The organism is Bradyrhizobium arachidis (assembly GCF_024758505.1).
GTDB classification, from domain to species: domain Bacteria; phylum Pseudomonadota; class Alphaproteobacteria; order Rhizobiales; family Xanthobacteraceae; genus Bradyrhizobium; species Bradyrhizobium manausense_C.
On the sequence record NZ_CP077970.1, the window covers coordinates 8,932,864 to 8,951,067 of the forward strand.

Below are 18,204 nucleotides of genomic sequence, written 5' to 3' on the forward strand. Positions count from 1 at the left end.
GATACAATCGGACGCTGACGCGATGCACGACTGGTTCGACCACATCCTCTACGCCACCCGCGCGCAGCCGGAAGCCTCCGCCATGCTGATGGAGGACCGCGTCATCACCTATGGGATGCTCGGCGACGCCATCGCCTCCTGCGCGGAGCGCATCGCGGGGCTAAATCTTGCGCCGGACGCGCTGGTCGCCGTCTGCATCGAGAATCCGATCCGTCACATGGCAGTGAGCCTCGCGCTGTTTCGCGTCGGCATCTGCGCCGTCTCGATCGAAGTCTCGCATAGGGATACTGGCCTGCGTTATGCGGCCATTCTCGGTGATAACGCGGCACGTGCGGTTCTTGGATTCGGTGCCGTGTTCATCGAGGTCACCGAAGAGTGGTTCGCGCTAGAGGCGACCTCGACCCGTCATCCGCTGCCGGCTCCGTTCGCAGGCGAGGCGCGGATTTGCCGCCACAGCCTCACCTCGGGCTCGACCGCTGCCCCAAAGATCCTCGATCACTCGGTCGGTGCGCTCGGCCGCTCGATCTGCTCGACGGTCGGCTTCTCCAACTGCGGCCTCGTCCTGTGCATGCCGGGCCTGAGCTCGGTGTTCGGCTTCAGGATCGCCTGCGGCGTGCTCGCAAGCCGCAAGACGCTCTGCTTTGCGTCCTCGCCCTACCAGGCGATCCGCATGATCGAGCTGTTCGGCATCGACATGCTCTACGCGGCAACCGAGCAGCTCGTCGCGCTGGTGCGCGTGGCCAGGAAGACCGGCGCCCATCTCAAAAGCCTGCGCACGACTGTCGTGGCCGGCGGCATCCCGACGCGCGCGCTGCTGGAAGGCGCCGCCGTCCATCTCTGCAAGACCATCATGTGCCGCTACGGCACGTCGGAGCTTGGCGTGCTGGCGGAGGCCCCCGCCAGCAAGGTGCTCGACAATCCCGGCCTGATCGGTCTCGTGCTGCCCGGATTCGAGATGGCCGCCTTTGGGGAGGACGGACACGCTTGCGCGCCCGGCGAGATGGGGATCGTCAAGGCGCGCGTCAAGCCGTCTCCGGACCGCCGCGACGACCTCTGGACCGATCATGGCGACGTCGGCTGGGTCACGGCCGAGGGCGAAGTCTTCGTCATCGGCCGAACCTCCGACATCAAGCCCGCCGACTTTGCCTCGTCAGCTACGCGCGCGATCTCGCCGGTCTACGAGATCGAGCATCTGGTACGGCTGGAGTGGGACGCTGCTGACGCCGCCGCGCTCCTGGTCGAATCCGCCACTGCCCCGGAAATCTGGATCGCGACGGTCGATTGCAAGGATGCCGATGCGGAAGCGCTCCAGCACATCCTTCGTCGTCGGGGCATCGGTGGCACGGTTCGCCTGTTTCCGGTCGCTGCGATCCCGCGCGGCGCCGCCGGCAAGATCCAGCGCGCGCAATTGCAGGCGTTGATGCGGGCCTCCGGAACGTAAGCGTCGAAACAACCCCATGCACAGTAGAACGCGATCCGGAAGGGTGTGTCGCGATATTCCGAAAAGATCGTGCTCGAACAAGGGGCTAAAGCGCGCCGGTGACGATTCAAGCTGAAACATTGCACGCTTGAACCGGAATCAGCGTGCAGACTGCCGTCACGCGGCAACTTCGATCGGTACCCGCGCGCCAGTCATGAAGGCCACCGCATCCGACATCGTATAAGCTTTGGGATCAATTACGGTGAGCCGCCGACCAAGCCGATGGATATGGATGCGATCGGCGATCTCGAATACGTGCGGCATGTTGTGGCTGATCAGGACGACCGAAACGCCGCGCCGTCGCACATCGAGGATCAATTCGAGCACGCGACGCGATTCCTTGACGCCGAGCGCCGCAGTCGGCTCGTCCATGATCACGACGCGCGAGCCGAAGGCCGCAGCCCTTGCTACCGCTACGCCCTGGCGCTGACCGCCCGATAGTGTCTCGACGCGCTGATTGATGCTTTGCACGGTCATGAGACCAAGCTCGGTAAGCTTCTCGCGGGCGATACGCTGCATGCCCTTGCGATCGAGCATGCGGCAGACCGTGCCAAGCGGACCCGCCCTGCGTAATTCACGACCGAGAAACATGTTGTCGGCGATCGAAAGGCTCGGAGACAGCGCAAGCGTCTGATGGACGGTTTCAATGCCCGCGGCCTGCGCGTCGAGCGGCGAGCGGAACGCGACTGGCCTGTCATCGAGTCTGATCTCGCCCGAGTCGGGAACAAGTGCTCCCGACAGCGCACGAATGAGCGAGGACTTTCCCGCCCCATTGTCCCCGATCACGGCCAGGATCTCGCCCGGATAGAGATCGAAATCGGCGTTATCAAGCGCCGTCACACGGCCATAGCGCTTGTTCAAACCGCGCGCCTGTAGAAGCGGTCTTGCGTTCGGTCCTGTGCTCATGCCGACACCTTGCGAATCCATTGATCGAGCGCCACAGCGATGATGATCAGCCAGCCGACGGCGAATTCCTGCCAGAGCACGTCGACATCGGACAGAGCGAGCCCGTTGCGGAATACGCCGACGATGAGGGCGCCGATCAGCGTGCCGATAATCGAACCGCGCCCGCCGAACAGGCTGGCACCACCGACGACCACCGCCGTGATGCTGTCCAGATTGGCCGTCTGGCCGGCCTGCGGGCTGATCGAACCAATGCGCCCGATCAACGTCCAGGCACCGAGCGCGCAAATCACGCCGGCGATCACATAGACGCTGAAGAGGATGCGGTCGGTTCGGATGCCGGAAAGCCGCGCCGCATCGGGATCGTCGCCGACCGCATAGAGATGGCGCCCGAAGGCTGTGCGATTGAGCACGAACCAGATCAATGCGACGAGCCCGAGCATGAAGAAGGAGCCGTAGGTGAAACGAGCGCCAAGGACGTTCACCGGCGTTCCCAATGCCTGCAGCAACGGGGCGATTTTCGCGACCTCCTGCGAGCGGATGGTCTCGGACGCCGAATACCAGAGATTGAGCGCGAAAAAGATCGACCATGTCCCGAGCGTGACGATAAAGGGTGGCAGCTTGAGCCGGGTCACGAGCGCACCATTGAGCACGCCGCAGCCGGCACCCGCCGCGACGCCGACAAGGAGCGCGATTGGGGCTGGCAGTCCCAGGGTGACCGCAAGCTTGCCCATGATGATGGAGCACAGCACCATGATCGCCCCAACCGACAGATCGATGCCGGCGGTGATCACGATCAGCGTCTGCGCCGCCCCGATCACGCCGATGATCGTGACCTGCTGGATGATCAGCGACAGGTTGAACGTCGAGAGAAAGCGCGAGCCGACGGTGAAGCCGAACGCCGCAACGCTGAGCAGGAGCACAATCGCCGGCACCGCCGTCGGATTGGCGTGCAGGAAGTGCTGAAGCTTCTGCAGCGGCGATCTTGCACGGACCTCGAACTCGGCCACGCGGCTCTCGCCCTTGTCGAGCACGAGCTCGAAGGCCTGGGCAGCGGGGCGGCTACTGCCGATATCGGTCATGGCCGTTTTCCTCGTTACATGCAGAGAGCTGCCCATCCAATCTGGGGGCAAGCGTTCCCGGCTTTCTCTGGCGCCCGGATCGCGGGCGCCAGTCCTTGCCAGCGGCTACAAGTCAAGCGTGAGATCAGCCCCAGCACTTCTTCAAGGCGGCGGCGCTGTCGATCGACGGCATCTCGCCGGCCGGCTTGTCGGTGACGAGCTCGACACCGGTGTTGACGAAGTCCAGGCCCGGCGACGCCTTCGGCTTGCCGCCGCCGGACGCGAACGCCTTCACCGCCTCGACGCCTTTCGCCGCCATCAGCAACGGGAACTGCATGGAGGTGGCACCGATGACGCCGTCCTTCACGTTGCGCACGCCGGGGCAACCGCCGTCGACCGAAACGATCAGCACGTCCTTGTCGCGACCGACCGAGCGCAGGGCCTCGTAGGCTCCGGCTGCCGCAGGCTCGTTGATGGTATAGACGAGCGAGATGCCGGGATCCTTCTGCAGCAAGTTCTCCATCGCCTTGCGGCCGCCCTCCTCGCTGCCGAGGGTCACATCATGGCCAACGATGCGCGCATCCTTCTCGTCGCCGATCTTGGCGGGGTTGCCGAGATCGATGCCAAAGCCTTTCAGAAAACCCTGATCGCGGGCGACATCGACCGAGATCTGGTTCACGTTCAGGTCCAGTAGCGCGATCTTCGCCGATGCCGCCTTGGCGCCCAGCGTCTTGGCGGCCCACTGGCCGATCAATTGACCCGCCAGGAAATTGTCGGTGGCAAACGTCGCGTCCGCCGCATTCGCCGGATCGAGCGGGGTATCGAGGGCAATGACCAAAATGCCCGCGGCCCGTGCCTTCTCGACGGCCGGAACGATGGCGCGGGAGTCGTTCGGTGTGATCAGGATGCCTTTGGCACCGGCGGCGATCAGGTTCTCGATGGCCGCCACCTGGCCTTCATTGTCACCGTCGACCTTTCCGGCGAAGGATCGCAGCTCGACATCATTGGCCTTGGCCGCCTCCTCGGCGCCAGCCTTCATCTTCACGAAGAACGGATTGGTGTTGGTCTTGGTGATGAGCCCGACGATCGGCTTGTCGGCGGCGAAAGCGCTCGTGGCGCCCAAAGTCAGCGCGAGTGCTGCGAATAGTCCGAATGACTGACGCATGTATTCCCTCCTGGAGCATTTGTTGCCTGCGCGGTTCGTCCGCGTGTTGGACGATCCTAAGAGGACGAGAACGGCCCTGTCAATAAATAAATCATCCCGACTTATTAATTGACACCCACCCTCGACTGCGTTCATTGTAGTGATCGACCGCCTTGGGAAGCGAACTTGCTGGGCAAATGACCAAGGCGCTTGCGGAGCCGAGGATGGAAGAAACAGCACCGGTTGGAGCGGTTAGCCCGCCGACGGCGTTGCCGGGCGGAAGCCGCGGCACCACCCAGACGGGCGTGAGACTGTATAACGAGCGCCTGATCCTCTCCCTCATCCGGCGCCATCGCAGTCTCGCCAAAGTCGAGATCGCGCGCCTCACCGGCCTGTCGACTCAAACCACGACCGTGATCATCAATCGGCTGGAAGCCGACGGGCTGCTCCTTGCCGGCGAACCGCAGCGAGGCCGGATCGGGCAGCCCTCTGTCCCCTACTCGCTCAACCCAGACGGCGCTTTTGGTCTCGGTCTGATGATCGGCCGGCGCAGCTCCGATCTCGTGTTGATGGACTTCACCGCCGGCATCCGGGCCAGACGCCGCGCGATCTATTCGTTCCCGGTGCCCGAAGAGATCATGGCATTTGCGGAACGCGAGATGCCGGATCTTCTCGCCGAATTGCCAGAAGCCCAGCACGGCAGGATCAGCGGCCTTGGCGTTGCGATGCCATTTGAGCTGTGGAACTGGGAAGCCGATCTGCAAACGCCGCCCGGCGTGCTCGGCAAGTGGCGTGATTTCAACGTCGCCGCTGAACTCTCGCGCCGCTTCGGCCCTTGGCCGGTGCACGTCTGCAACGACGCGACTTCGGCATGCGCGGCCGAACTCACCTTCGGTGCCGGCGCAGCGTACCGGGATTTCGCCTACTTCTACATTGGCGCCTTCATCGGCGGCGGCATCGTTCTGAACGGCAGCCTCTTCCCGGGTCGCAGCGGCAATGCCGGCGCGCTCGGCTCCATGCCGATCATGCGACGGGAAGACACCGGAGAGACAAGCCTCCAGCAGTTGATCCGCACCGCCTCCATCTATCAGCTCGAGCGCCGACTGATCGCCGCCGGTCGACCCGGCACTGATATCTGGCTCTCGCCCGACGACTGGTCGAGCTTCGAGGACCCGCTCGATGCGTGGGTTACGGCAGCAGCCGAGGCCCTGGCCCAGGCCATCGCCGCGTTGCTGGCCGTGATCGACTTTGAAGCCATCATCATCGACGGAGCCTTTCCGCTCGATGTGCGCCGTCGCCTCGTCGAGCGCACAAATGAACATTGGGCCCGCATGGACCGGCAGGGCCTCACCGACGCCGTGGTGTTGGAAGGCTCGATCGGGCGTGATGCACGCGCGATCGGTGGTGCGGCCTTGCCGTTGCTCGCGGAATTCGCTCGCGATCACGACGTACTCTTCAAGGAATGAGCATGGTCGACGACATGGCTGACCACTCCGAGCGCATCATCGTGCCTGGCGCGGATCGTTCCTCCCGCGCGTGCCTGGCGGTCTCGAGGCTTGTCGCGATGAACGGGGGTGACGCATCGTGATTCTTGTCTGTGGCGAAGCCCTGATCGATCTGTTCGTGACGAGGCCCGGCCGGTCGGAAATGTCGGCCCGTGCCGTTGCCGGTGGCTCTCCCTTCAATGTCGCCATTGGTCTCGCCCGGCTTGGCGTTCGAACGGCCTTCCTGAGCGGCATCTCGCACGATCACTTCGGCGCGTTCCTCGCGGACAGGCTGGCTTGCGAAGGCGTGGATGATGGCTTCCTCGTGCGCACCGACCGCCCGTCGACGATTTCGATCGTGGCGACGACCGACGACGGTGAACCGAATTACGCTTTCCATGGCGACGGTGCGGCAGACCGTTCGCTTGGGCTTGCCCACCTTCCCAGCGCGCTGCCGGACGATATTCAGGCTCTGACCTTCGGCTCTTATTCGATGGCGGTCGAGCCGGTCGGCACCACATTTGCCGCGCTCGCCCGACGCGAGCATGGTCGCCGCGTCATTAGCGTCGATGCGAACGTCCGTCCAACCGTCGTCAGCGATATGCAAAGCTGGGCCGTCGCCGCGGAACGCTTCTACCTGATGGCCACGATGATCAAGGCGAGCGACGAGGATGTTCGCATTGCGTGGGGCGGTCGCTTCTCGATTGCCGATGCGGCCGCTTACTGGCTGAAGTGCGGCGCGCGCCTGGTGGTGGTGACCGAGGGAGCGAAGGGAGCAACCGCCTTTTCCGCCGCTGGCAGCGTTTCGGTGCCCGGTCGTCCCGTGGTCGTGCGCGACACTGTGGGCGCGGGCGACACATTCCACGCCGCGCTGCTTGCGCAGCTTGCGAAGACCGGCAGGCTGCATCCCGAGGCCATCGCCGCGCTCGACCTGTCCGCAATCCGCGAGTTGCTCGCTTACGCAACGGCCGCCGCCGCCATCACGGTTTCCCGCGATGGTGCCGACCTGCCGACCGCCGCCGACATCGATGCGAGTACGGAGCCGAGTACGGAGCCTTGCCATGCTTGACAGAGTGACGGACGCAACGCGGCCCATCGGACGGGATCGAATTGAGAAAGGCTCGCTCATGACAAGCCGCGTGATTCCCGTGGCTCCCTTCGTCCTGACCGTCTTCGGAGCGACGGGCGATCTGGCGTGCCGCAAGCTGTTGCCGGCGCTGTTTCGACGCGATTTTGCGGGCCAGCTACCAGATGAAGCGACTATTTTCGGCGTCGCACGCGGTGCGATGTCGCGGGATGACTTCCTCGCCATGGTGCGCGCGGCGGTCACGAAACATGTGCCGGAATCGGAAACCACGGGACCCGAACTCGATCGCTTCCTCGCCCGCATCTCCTACATGGCTGCCGATGCAGAAGGCGAGAATGGGTGGACCGAACTCGCAGCCGCCCTGTCGGCCTACGCCGAACGTGTTCAGGTCCACTATCTGGCGACGGCACCGCATCTGTTCGGACCGATCTGCGAAAGGCTGGGTCGCTACGGTCTTTCAACAGGCGATTCCCGCATCGTCATCGAGAAGCCGATCGGCAAGGATCTCGAGTCCGCAATCCGCCTCAATCAAACCGTCGGCATGATCTTTCCGGAGGAACGCGTCTATCGGATCGATCACTATCTCGGCAAGGAGACGGTGCAGAATTTGATGGCGTTGCGGTTCGCCAACGCATTGTTCGAGCCGCTGTGGAATGCCGCTCACATCGACCACGTACAGATTACGGTCGCCGAATCGATCGGCGTGGAGGAGCGCGGCCCCTACTACGACAAGTCCGGCGCCCTGCGCGACATGGTGCAGAACCATCTCTTGCAGCTGCTCTGCCTGGTGGCGATGGAGCCGCCACATTCGCTCGAAGCCGACGCCGTGCGCGACGAGAAGCTCAAGATCCTGAAATCGCTCGAACGGATCGACGAAACAAACGCGGCATTCCTGACCGTGCCGGGCCAATACCGCGCCGGCGCATGCGACGGCATCGCGGTTCCGGGTTATGCGGAAGAAATCACCGATCGCCCAAGCTCGACCGAGACTTTCGTTGCGCTCAAGGCGGCCGTTGCGAACTGGCGCTGGACCGGCGTTCCCTTCTACCTGCGCACCGGAAAGCGGTTGCAGCAACGCAGTTCCGAGATCGTCGTGACCTTCAGGAAAGTTCCGCATTCGATCTTCAATTCGAATTCGGGAAAGGCCGTGCAGACACGGCTTGTGATCCGCCTGCAGCCGGACGAGGGAATCAAGCTCTGGCTCATGATCAAGGAGCCCGGGCCGGGCGGCATGCGGCTGCAATATGTCCCGCTCGACATGAGCTTTGCGGAAGCATTCGACGTCTCGGTACCGGACGCTTACGAACGACTGTTGATGGATGTGGTCCGCGGAGACGCGACCTTGTTCATGCGCCGGGATGAAGTCGAGGCGGCATGGCGCTGGATCGACCCGATCCGTCAGGCGTGGAGCCAGATGAATGAAATCCCGCGCCCCTATGTTGCCGGCAGCTGGGGCCCCTCCGCCGCCGTCGCGCTGATCGAACGCGACAGCCGAACATGGATGGAGGACGGCCCGTGACCACGGAGCAGCGCTTAGTCGATGCTCAATCCGCGAACAGGAGGCCTGTATGACGATCGAAGCAAGGGTCAATGCGCGCGTCGCCGAAGTGACGGATCGCATCGCTCGGCGCAGTGGCGACAGAAGAGCACGCTATCTCGACCGCATTGCGAACGCGGCGAGCACGCCGGTGCGGCGGCGACTGGGATGCGCCAACCAGGCCCACGCCTTCGCTGCTTGCGGAGGGCACGACAAGAAGCTGATGCAGGATGGCCACGTTCCCAGCCTCGGAATTGTCACGGCCTACAACGATATGCTCTCGGCGCATCAGCCCTACGAGCGTTTCCCTGAACTCATCCGACAGAGCGCGCGTGCAGCGGGGGGTGTTGCCCAGGTCGCAGGCGGCGTGCCGGCGATGTGCGACGGCATCACACAAGGCGAAGCGGGAATGGAGCTCTCGCTGTTCTCGCGCGAGGTCATCGCCTTGTCCACGGCGATCGCGCTGTCGCATCAAACCTTCGATGCCGCCGTATTTCTCGGCATTTGCGACAAGATCGTGCCGGGCCTCGTTATCGGCGCGCTCTCGTTCGGGCATTTGCCCGCGGTCTTCATTCCGTCGGGGCCGATGACCTCGGGCCTGGCCAACAACGAAAAAGCGAAAATCCGCCAGGCCTACGCGGAAGGAAAGCTCGGTCGCGAAGCTCTGCTGGAAGCGGAAGCGCAAGCCTACCACGGCGCGGGGACGTGCACGTTTTACGGGACGGCCAACACCAACCAGATGCTGATGGAGATCATGGGCGTTCAGCTGCCGGGCGCATCTTTCGTGAACCCGAACACGCCGTTGCGCGATGCGCTCACTTGCGCAGCGACCGAGCGAGCATTGGACATGACCTCGCTCGGCAATCAGTACACCCCGATCGGGCGCGTGCTCGACGAGCGCGCTTTCGTCAACGGCATCGTGGGGCTGCACGCCACTGGCGGTTCGACCAATCTGACGCTGCATCTGGTTGCCATGGCCGCGGCGGCCGGCCTCACTCTTACCTGGGACGATTTCGCTGACCTCGCCGAGGTCAGCCCGCTTTTGGCCCGGATCTATCCCAACGGTTCTGCAGACGTGAACCATTTCCATGCCGCCGGCGGCATGAGCTTCCTGATCCGGGAACTGCTCGGAGCCGGCCTCTTGCACGCAAACGTCACCACAGTCGCGGGCGATGGCCTGGCGGCATACCTGAGCGAGCCGAAGCTCGGCTCCGAGGGAACGCTAACTTGGCATGAAGGAGCGCAGGCCAGCGGTGATTCTTCCGTGCTGCGAGGCGCTTCCGAGCCCTTTCAAAAGACAGGTGGGCTGAAAGTCCTGAATGGCGACATCGGGACGGCCATCATCAAGACATCAGCCGTTGCGCCACAACGGCATGTGATCGAAGCGCCTGCCCGCGTCTTCCATTCCCAGGAAGAGTTGCAGAAAGCCTTTGCGGCGGGAGAACTCACGAGCGATCTCGTCATCGTCATGCGCTTCCAGGGACCGAGAGCCAACGGAATGCCGGAGTTGCACAAGCTGATGCCCCCACTCGGCGTGTTGCAGGATCGTGGTCTCAAAGTCGCCCTCGTGACCGACGGCAGGCTTTCGGGCGCCTCTGGCAAGGTGCCGGCTGCCATTCACGTCACGCCGGAAGCGGCCGAAGGGGGCACAATCGCCAAAATATGCGATGGCGACCTCATCAGAGTTGACGCCATTGCAGGCCGACTCGAAGTTCTCGTCGATCCCGCAGAATGGAGGGCGCGGGAGCCGATGCGTTTCGATTCGTCCATCGTACAAAGCGGAGTCGGACGAGAGCTATTCGCAATTTTTCGCGACCGCGTTGGTCGTGCCGACAATGGCGCAAGCATCTTTCAGGGAGTGGCGACATGACCGTGCAGCGAGGCCTGCGCGAAACTCTCTCGAAGACGCCGGTCATTCCCGTAATTTCTCTTGATACTGCTTCGGATGCGATCCCTCTGGCACGTGCGCTGGCGGCCGGCGGCTTGTCTGTCATTGAAGTCACACTTCGCACGGCTGCAGCTCTCGACTCGATCCGCGCGATTACAAGTGAGGTCGAGACCGTCGAGGTCGGCGCGGGAACGATCATCGAACCCACGCAGCTCGAGGCAGCGAGGCGGGCCGGCGCGCGTTTCGCCGTTTCGCCAGGTTACACCAATCGCCTGCTTGACGCTGCGGAGACGAGCGAGATCCCGCTCTTACCGGGCGTCTCGAGCGCATCCGAGGCACTGGGCCTGATCGAACGCAACTTTCAGTTTGCAAAATTCTTTCCTGCCGAGTCGGTCGGGGGCGTTGATTTTCTTTCCTCACTTGCCTCGCCCTTGCCGCAACTCAAATTCTGTCCCACGGGCGGCATAACTCGGCAAAGCGCGCCTCGATATCTGGAGCTGACAAATGTCCTCTGCGTGGGTGGCTCCTGGATGGCTCCAAGGAATCTGGTCTCCGCACGCGATTGGGCGTCCATCACCGTTGCGAGCAGGGCCGCCGCCGCACTGGCTTCCGTGCGGCAAAGACAGGGTATGAACTCCAAGATGACGCTGCTGACCTAGCAAGAGCCGACGGACGGGATCACCCCGTTGGCGTGCCCTGCTTCCATTGGCTGCCGGCGATCTTGGCTGCGGCAATCACGGCCTGGGTGCGGCTTTCCACCCCGAGCTTTTGCAGGATGGCGGAGACGTGGGCCTTGATGGTCGCCTCGGAGACGCCGAGCTCGTAGGCGATCTGCTTATTGAGCAGTCCCTCCGACAGCATCATCAGCACCCGCACCTGTTGCGGGGTGAGCGTCACCAGCCGGTCGCGCAGGCGCGACATGTCGGGATCCGCCGGCGCCGACAGGTCGGTATCTGCGGGCACCCAGACATCGCCCTCCATCACCTTGAGGATGGCGTCGCGCAGGGTCTCGACGCCGAACCGTTTTGGAATGAAACCCGAGGCGCCGAAATCCAGCGAGCGGCGGATGGTGGCGCTGTCGTCGGAGGCGGAGACGATGACCACCGGGATCGCCGGATATTGCGCCCGCAAATAGATCAGGCCGGAAAAACCGGAGATTCCGGGCATCGAGAGATCGAGCAGGATCAAATCGACTTCCGAGTTCTGCTCCAGGAGCCTGGTCAGATCCTCGAACGATCCCGCCTCGTCGATCTTGGCCGAGGTCAGGACGCCGGCCACCGCCTGCCGCAACGCGTCGCGGAACAGCGGATGATCATCGGCAATGACAAGGTGGGTTGAGGGAGCGTTCATCGTCTCTTGCTGTCGTTACGCCCGAGTGGACAACGTGGGGACAACCACACCGGGGGCTTACCCAATTCTTCCCCGACCGGCGCTGGCATGCAAGTACACATTATCCCTTTGCTGCAAAGGGGTTAATCCGAAACCTCCGCTTTGCCGCACGGTATCGAACGGCCGGTCGTCAGGTGCACGTCAGTGCGCAAGGCCGAAAGTCGTATTGGGGGAGGTTTCACGACGATGTTACTTTAGCGCAAGGCCCAGGGTGATCCGGCACGTCCGGTCGTCCGGGAGATAGCAACGAATTTTCGGGGAGCGAACTCAACATGTCGACAATGGCTGTGTCCCAAGCTGGCGCAGGAGGGATGACGAAGGACGAACGGTTCGTCATTCTCGCCTCCTCGCTCGGTACCGTGTTCGAATGGTACGATTTCTACCTCTACGGATCGCTCGCCGGCATCATCGGCGCACAATTCTTCTCGGCCTATCCGCCGGCCACCCGTGACATCTTCGCGCTGCTGGCCTTCGCCGCGGGCTTCCTGGTGCGCCCCTTCGGCGCCATCGTGTTCGGCCGCGTCGGCGACATCGTCGGCCGCAAATACACCTTCCTCGTCACCATCCTGATCATGGGTCTGTCGACCTTCATCGTCGGCCTCCTGCCGAACGCGGCGACCATCGGCATCGCGGCCCCGATCATCCTGATCGCGCTGCGCCTCGCCCAGGGTCTCGCCCTCGGCGGCGAGTATGGCGGTGCCGCGACCTACGTCGCGGAGCACGCGCCGAACGGCAAGCGCGGCTACTACACCTCCTTCATCCAGACCACCGCGACGCTCGGCCTGTTCCTGTCGCTGCTGGTGATCCTGTTCACCCGCTCGGCGCTCGGCGAGGCCGACTTCGCGGCGTGGGGCTGGCGCATTCCGTTCCTGGTCTCGGTGCTGCTGCTCGGCATCTCGGTCTGGATCCGGCTGCGGCTGAACGAATCGCCGATCTTCCAGAAGATGAAGGACGAAGGTAAGGGCTCGAAGGCGCCGCTGACCGAAGCCTTCGGCAACTGGCAGAACGGCAAGCTCGTCCTGCTCGCGCTGCTCGGCGGCGTGATGGGCCAGGGCGTGGTCTGGTACACCGGCCAGTTCTACGCGCTGTTCTTCCTGCAATCGATCCTGAAGGTCGACGGCTACACCGCCAACCTCTTGATCGCCTGGTCGCTGCTGCTCGGCACCGGCTTCTTCATCGTGTTCGGCGCGCTGTCCGACAAGATCGGCCGCAAGCCGATCATCCTCGGCGGCTGCCTGATCGCGGCGCTGACCTTCTTCCCGATCTTCAAGATGATCACCACCAACGCCAACCCGGCGCTGGAAAAGGCGATCGAGAGCGCGAAGGTCGAGGTTGTGGCCGATCCCGGAGGCTGCGGCGATCTGTTCAACCCGGTCGGCACCCGCGTCTTCACCGCGCCTTGCGACACCGCCCGCGCCTTCCTGTCCCAGTCGTCGGTCAAGTACGCGACGACCGCAGGTCCGGCCGGCTCCGGCGTGAAGGTCATGGTCAACGGCAAGGAAGTGGCCTACGCGAACGCCAAGGACGGCAACCCCGCGATCACCGCGGCGGTGCAGGCGGCCGGCTATCCCAAGGCGGGCGACGCCGGCATCGTGAAGATGGCGCATCCGCTCGACATCTTCCGTCCGCAGGTGGCCGCGATCATCGGGCTGCTGTTCGTCCTGGTCGTCTATGTGACCATGGTGTACGGCCCGATCGCCGCGATGCTGGTCGAACTGTTCCCGACCCGCATCCGCTACACCTCGATGTCGCTGCCCTACCACATCGGCAACGGCTGGTTCGGCGGCCTCTTGCCCGCGACCGCGTTCGCGATCGTGGCCTCGACCGGCGACATCTATGCAGGTCTCTGGTACCCGATCATCTTCGCGTCCATCACGGTCGTGATCGGCTTCCTGTTCCTGCCCGAGACCAAGGACGTCGACATCAAGGCGACCTGATCGACGGCACCAATCAACCAAACGAACCGGCCGCGGATTCCGCGGCCGGTTTTGTTTTGTCAGCGCGTCTCTCCGATGAATTGCAGCACGATTTCGCGACGATGCGGACGGCTGCGATGCTCGATGAGATAGATCGCCTGCCAGGTGCCGAGCGCGAGCGCACCGCCCAGCACCGGCACATGGAGCGACGTCGCAGTCAGCATGGTCTTGACGTGCGCCGGCATGTCGTCAGGTCCTTCCGTGTCATGCGTCCAGGGCGCATTCTCCGGCGCCAGCCGCGACAACGCAGTGGTGAGATCGACCAGCACGGACGGATCGGCATTTTCCTGGATCGTCAGCGAGGCCGAGGTGTGGCGGATGAACAGCGTCAGCGCGCCGTCGCGTGCATGAACATCCTTGATGAACTTCGCGACTTCGGCGGTGAGATCAACGAAGCCACGGCCGGGCGTCGGCGCTGTGAGCAGAGAGGTACTGATAGACGTGACTTGCACGGTCGACGCCGCCGAACGGGTCAGGTGCTTCTCAGGTGTCATTCAAACTCTCAAATCCTTCCCGAGACGTCCTTCTGCACGCGGATGGCCATCTCGATCAACCGCCGCCAGGCGCGCTCGAGCAACGACATCACGCGATCGACATCCTGGTCGCTCGGCAGCGGAATCTCGATCTTGCGTTCGCCCTCCGCAACTTTCGGCTCGCCCTTTTTCAGCGAGTCCGATTTCGGCAGCGCGTCCTCGATCTTGCCTGATACCGTGGGCCCGGCCGCCAGTTGCGCCTTCAGCTTCTCGTTCTCGGCCTGCAGCCGTCCGATCTCGGCGTCGAGCGCGGTGCGTTCGTCGGGCACCGCGTAACAGGCCCAGCCTGTGCCGTTCTTGCTGCAGGTCGACACCGTTCCGGTGCGGGTATCGAGCCGGAGCACGCCCTCCGGCGTCGGCGTCATGGTGAAGCGGCCGTTCTCGCCGTCAGGCGCGGATTGCGCGGTGACGAGGCCGCCGCCCAGTGCCAGCGCCGCGGCAACAGCTGCGATCGCGATCATTGATTTCGGGAATGATGTCGCTGGTCTCATCGCACCGGCTCCGTCGCGAACATCGCTTGGGTTGTGCCGATCCTACACCCGCCGCCAGACGCGCGCACGGCTCGGAAAGGCCTCCATCCGCGCAAAACCGCACCCGCAGGTCGCGCATGAGGCGCGTTCCCTGCGACCTGCGATGAGCGACGAAATCCGCTTCTGACCGTGCGTTGCCCACAGGAGCTGCTGCGGTGCGGCGCCACGCTGTGCGCAGCGTCGACAAATCTTTGAATATCCTCAAGTAAATCAATGATATAGACGATTGCGACGCAATCTTGACTTGGCTTGACTTGGCTAGGTGCCATCAGTATGGTCCGCGCGGCTTTTGAGGGTGGCGGGCCTAATTTCCATTCAACCGCGCGCGTTTCGGGTCTTCGTTGCATGGCACAGGGCACGGGACACGGCGAGAATGGAAATGGCGGTAAATCGCCCGAGGAAGCTGCGCTTTCCGCAAGGCTCGGACGTCTTGATCAGCGGCTGTCGGATTTACGCGACCGCCGGGAGAAGACGGAGCAACCCGCAGGTGAAAGTGGAGATGCGGCAGCCAGAGCTTCGGCGATGGCGCTGGGTTTCCGGCTTTCGTCGGAGTTGGTCGCCGGTGTCGCTGTCGGAGCGGGGATTGGCTGGGGTTTCGACCGTTTGCTGTCGACGTCGCCTTTCGGATTCATTGTGTTCCTGCTGCTGGGCTTCGTGGCCGGCGTCGTGAACGTGGTGAGGTCGGCCGGCGCGGGTCAAGGTAGGCGCGGCGGCTCGTAACCGGCCAGATGAGATTTCGTACCGGCCCCACCGGTACAAGCCGGCCCGGCCGGCAGACCGAGACCCGCCGGCTCGCCCGGCAGACCAAGAGATGCCGCGCCGATGAAAATCGATCCGATCCACCAGTTCAACATCGAGCCTCTCTTCACGATCGGCCATATCGGCAATCAAACGATCGCCTTCACCAATTCATCGCTCTACATGCTGATCGCCGTGGCGATCATCTCGCTCCTGATGCTGGCGAGCGGCAGCCAGCTCATTCCGGGACGCCTCCAGTCGGTCGCCGAAATCTCCTACGAGTTCGTCGCTTCGACGATCCGTTCGACCGCCGGCGCGGAAGGCATGAAGTTCTTCCCGCTGATCTTCTCGCTGTTCATGTTCATCTGCGTCTCGAACCTGGTCGGCATCATCCCCTACACTTTCACGATCTCGAGCCATATCATCGTCACCGTAGGGCTGGCGCTGCTGGTCTTCTTCACCGTGCTGATCTACGGCGTCTACAAGAACGGCTTGAAATTCTTCAGCATCTTCGTTCCTCACGGCGTTCCCGGCTACATCCTGCCGCTGGTCATGTTCATCGAGGTCCTGTCGTTCTTCCTGCGGCCGGTCTCGCACAGCATTCGTCTGTTCGCCAACATGCTGGCCGGCCACATCGCGCTGAAAGTGTTCGCGGGCTTCGTCGCCATGCTGGGCTTCTCGCTCGGCGCCATCGGCTGGGTCGGCGGCGTGCTGCCGCTGGCGCTCACGATCGCCCTGTACGCTCTCGAGATTCTGGTCGCGTTCCTGCAAGCCTATGTGTTTGCGATCCTGACCTGCATCTACCTCAACGACGCCCTTCATCCCGGACACTAGGCGGTCCGGGGAATTTCCACCCACAACCCTATCTTTCTTCCAAGGAGTCTAAAATGGATCCGGCAGCAGCAAAACTTATCGGCGCGGGCATCGCGTGCATCGGCATGGGCGGCGCGGGCGTCGGCGTGGGCGTGATCTTCGGCAACTACCTTGCCGCAGCCGTCCGCAACCCGTCGGCTGCTCAGGGCCAGTTCGGCAACCTGATCTTCGGCTTCGCCGTGACCGAAGCGCTCGGCATTTTCTCGCTGCTGATCGCGCTGCTTCTGCTGTTCGTTTTCTGAGACGACTTCCTTCGCGCCGCTTCATCCGAAGCGGCGCGTGACAGCAACAGGAGTACTCCATGGCCGAGAGTCATGGCGGGGCAAAAGGCCAGACGGCCAAAGCCCACACTGAAGCCGATGGCGGTCATCACAGCGGCGGCTTTCCGCCGTTCGAGAGCAGCACCTTTGCTTCGCAGCTGGTGTCGCTCGCGATCTTCTTCGTCCTGCTTTACGTGATCGTGTCCAAGCTCGCTCTGCCGAAGGTCGGCGGTGCGATCGAGGCACGTCAGAACAAGATCGAGGGTGACCTCGCCGAAGCGCAGAAGCTGAAGGATCAGTCCGAAGCGGCGCTGAAAGCCTATGAAGGCGAGCTCGCTTCGGCGCGTTCGCGGGCGCAGGCGATCGGCAACGAATCCCGCGACAAGGCGAATGCGCAGGCGGAAGCCGAGCGCAAGACCCTGGAAGAGCAGTTGGCGGCCAAGCTCGCCGAGGCGGAGAAGACTATCGCCTCGACCCGCGCCGCCGCCATGAGCAACGTCCGCGGCATCGCGGCCGATGCGGCAGGCACCATCGTGCAGCGGCTCACCGGCGTCGTTCCGGATGCGGCCTCGGTCAATGCCGCCGTTGATGCGTCCTTGAAGGGTTAGTCGATATGTTCTTCGATCCTGAAACCTGGGTCGCCGTCGCCTTCGTGATCCTGATGGTCGTGTTCGGCTATCTCGGGGTCTTCAAGTCGGCGATGACCGCGCTCGATCATCGCGCCGCCCGCATCAAGGCGGAGCTCGATGACGCCGTGCGTCTGAAAGACGAGGCCGCCAAGGTGCTCGCCGACTACAAGGCGCGCAGCGCCAGCGCCGAGCGTGAGGCCGCCGACATCATCGCCAACGCCAAGTCCGAAGCCGAGCGTATCGCGACTGAAGCCAAGGCGAAGATGGAAGATTTCGTCGCCCGCAGGACCAAGACCGCGGAGAGCAAGATCGCGCTCGCCGAGGCCCAGGCACTCGCCGACGTCCGCGCTGCAGCCGCCGAAGCCGCCGTCCAGGCCGCTTCCACGATCCTGTCGCAGTCGGTCAAGGGCCAGGTCGCCGACGATTTGCTCGCCAAGGGCATCACCGAGGTTCGGCAGAAGCTGAACTAAGGGACGCTTCCTCGACAATCAAAAAGCCGGCGCGATGAGCGCCGGCTTTTTTGTTGACCCGCGCTCGGTGTCATCGCCCGGCGACGCGGTTGGGGCCCTCTCTTACCCTCCCCTGGAGGGGGAGGGTCGATCGCGCGGAGCGCGAGCGGGGTGGGGTGATCTCTCAACACAGGGAATGCGCGACGCGGAGGGACCGTCACCCCACCCCGGCTCACATTTTCG

Annotated in this window: 18 protein-coding genes; 12 read left to right on the top strand and 6 right to left on the bottom strand. The window is 63.5% G+C overall.

Annotated features, from left to right (window positions below):
* Window positions 1–22: 22 nt before the first annotated feature.
* Window positions 23–1,441, top strand: a complete 1,419-nt coding sequence (locus KUF59_RS41625; RefSeq protein ID WP_212457841.1) for an AMP-binding protein — start codon at window positions 23–25, stop codon at window positions 1,439–1,441.
* A 156-nt stretch (window positions 1,442–1,597) separates the two neighbouring features.
* On the opposite strand, the gene KUF59_RS41630 is transcribed toward KUF59_RS41625, so the two are convergent.
* From KUF59_RS41630 to KUF59_RS41640, 3 genes are all read right to left on the bottom strand, one after another.
* On the bottom strand, window positions 1,598–2,407 hold the full coding sequence (locus KUF59_RS41630) for an ATP-binding cassette domain-containing protein (protein ID WP_212457842.1): 810 nt from the start codon (window positions 2,405–2,407) through the stop codon (window positions 1,598–1,600).
* A complete protein-coding gene (locus KUF59_RS41635; RefSeq protein ID WP_212457843.1) occupies window positions 2,383–3,465 on the bottom strand; it encodes an ABC transporter permease in 1,083 nt (360 codons plus the stop codon). The genes KUF59_RS41630 and KUF59_RS41635 overlap by 25 nt, the downstream gene beginning before the upstream one ends.
* 124 nt (window positions 3,466–3,589) lie before the next feature.
* Window positions 3,590–4,609, bottom strand: a complete 1,020-nt coding sequence (locus KUF59_RS41640) for a sugar ABC transporter substrate-binding protein (RefSeq protein ID WP_212457844.1) — start codon at window positions 4,607–4,609, stop codon at window positions 3,590–3,592.
* 203 nt (window positions 4,610–4,812) lie between these two features.
* On the opposite strand from KUF59_RS41640, the gene KUF59_RS41645 reads away from it, so the two are divergent.
* The 5 genes from KUF59_RS41645 (at window position 4,813) to eda (ending at window position 11,243) form a co-directional block, all read left to right on the top strand.
* Window positions 4,813–6,054, top strand: a complete 1,242-nt coding sequence (locus KUF59_RS41645; RefSeq protein WP_212457845.1) for an ROK family transcriptional regulator — start codon at window positions 4,813–4,815, stop codon at window positions 6,052–6,054.
* Between the two features lie 181 nt (window positions 6,055–6,235).
* Entirely contained in the window at window positions 6,236–7,141 is a 906-nt protein-coding gene (locus KUF59_RS41650) for a PfkB family carbohydrate kinase (protein ID WP_249140261.1), read from the top strand.
* A 58-nt stretch (window positions 7,142–7,199) separates the two neighbouring features.
* Entirely contained in the window at window positions 7,200–8,678 is a 1,479-nt protein-coding gene (gene zwf / locus KUF59_RS41655; RefSeq protein WP_212457847.1) for a glucose-6-phosphate dehydrogenase, read from the top strand.
* A 49-nt stretch (window positions 8,679–8,727) separates the two neighbouring features.
* A complete protein-coding gene (gene edd / locus KUF59_RS41660) occupies window positions 8,728–10,566 on the top strand; it encodes a phosphogluconate dehydratase (protein ID WP_212457848.1) in 1,839 nt (612 codons plus the stop codon).
* Window positions 10,563–11,243 carry a bifunctional 4-hydroxy-2-oxoglutarate aldolase/2-dehydro-3-deoxy-phosphogluconate aldolase gene (gene eda, locus KUF59_RS41665; protein ID WP_212457849.1) on the top strand — a complete coding sequence of 227 codons (681 nt, stop codon included), beginning with the start codon at window positions 10,563–10,565 and terminating at the stop codon, window positions 11,241–11,243. Before edd ends, eda begins: the two co-directional genes overlap by 4 nt.
* Before the next feature lie 19 nt (window positions 11,244–11,262).
* Here eda and KUF59_RS41670 read toward each other — a convergent pair whose 3' ends face one another.
* Window positions 11,263–11,934 carry a response regulator transcription factor gene (locus tag KUF59_RS41670; RefSeq protein WP_212457850.1) on the bottom strand — a complete coding sequence of 224 codons (672 nt, stop codon included), beginning with the start codon at window positions 11,932–11,934 and terminating at the stop codon, window positions 11,263–11,265.
* A 350-nt stretch (window positions 11,935–12,284) separates the two neighbouring features.
* On the opposite strand from KUF59_RS41670, the gene KUF59_RS41675 reads away from it, so the two are divergent.
* Window positions 12,285–13,910 (top strand): MFS transporter, encoded by a 1,626-nt coding sequence (locus tag KUF59_RS41675; protein WP_212457851.1) that lies wholly within the window; start codon window positions 12,285–12,287, stop codon window positions 13,908–13,910.
* Window positions 13,911–13,969: 59 nt separating this feature from the next.
* On the opposite strand, the gene KUF59_RS41680 is transcribed toward KUF59_RS41675, so the two are convergent.
* On the bottom strand, window positions 13,970–14,443 hold the full coding sequence (locus tag KUF59_RS41680; protein ID WP_212457852.1) for a secondary thiamine-phosphate synthase enzyme YjbQ: 474 nt from the start codon (window positions 14,441–14,443) through the stop codon (window positions 13,970–13,972).
* Between the two features lie 8 nt (window positions 14,444–14,451).
* Window positions 14,452–14,973 carry a hypothetical protein gene (locus tag KUF59_RS41685; RefSeq protein ID WP_212457853.1) on the bottom strand — a complete coding sequence of 174 codons (522 nt, stop codon included), beginning with the start codon at window positions 14,971–14,973 and terminating at the stop codon, window positions 14,452–14,454.
* A gap of 384 nt (window positions 14,974–15,357) precedes the next feature.
* Between KUF59_RS41685 and KUF59_RS41690 the strand changes: the two genes are divergently transcribed.
* The 5 genes from KUF59_RS41690 to KUF59_RS41710 all read left to right on the top strand — a co-directional run bounded on the left by KUF59_RS41690 (window position 15,358) and on the right by KUF59_RS41710 (window position 17,982).
* Window positions 15,358–15,732, top strand: a complete 375-nt coding sequence (locus KUF59_RS41690) for an AtpZ/AtpI family protein (RefSeq protein WP_212457854.1) — start codon at window positions 15,358–15,360, stop codon at window positions 15,730–15,732.
* 102 nt (window positions 15,733–15,834) lie between these two features.
* Entirely contained in the window at window positions 15,835–16,584 is a 750-nt protein-coding gene (locus tag KUF59_RS41695) for a F0F1 ATP synthase subunit A (protein WP_212457855.1), read from the top strand.
* A gap of 53 nt (window positions 16,585–16,637) precedes the next feature.
* Window positions 16,638–16,865, top strand: coding sequence for a F0F1 ATP synthase subunit C (locus KUF59_RS41700; RefSeq protein ID WP_018643436.1), 228 nt, complete (start codon window positions 16,638–16,640; stop codon window positions 16,863–16,865).
* Window positions 16,866–16,924: 59 nt separating this feature from the next.
* Window positions 16,925–17,491 (top strand): F0F1 ATP synthase subunit B, encoded by a 567-nt coding sequence (locus KUF59_RS41705; RefSeq protein ID WP_212457856.1) that lies wholly within the window; start codon window positions 16,925–16,927, stop codon window positions 17,489–17,491.
* Window positions 17,492–17,496: 5 nt separating this feature from the next.
* Complete coding sequence (locus tag KUF59_RS41710; protein ID WP_212457857.1) at window positions 17,497–17,982, top strand: F0F1 ATP synthase subunit B family protein; 486 nt, start codon at window positions 17,497–17,499, stop codon at window positions 17,980–17,982.
* The last annotated feature ends 222 nt before the right edge of the window (window positions 17,983–18,204 follow it).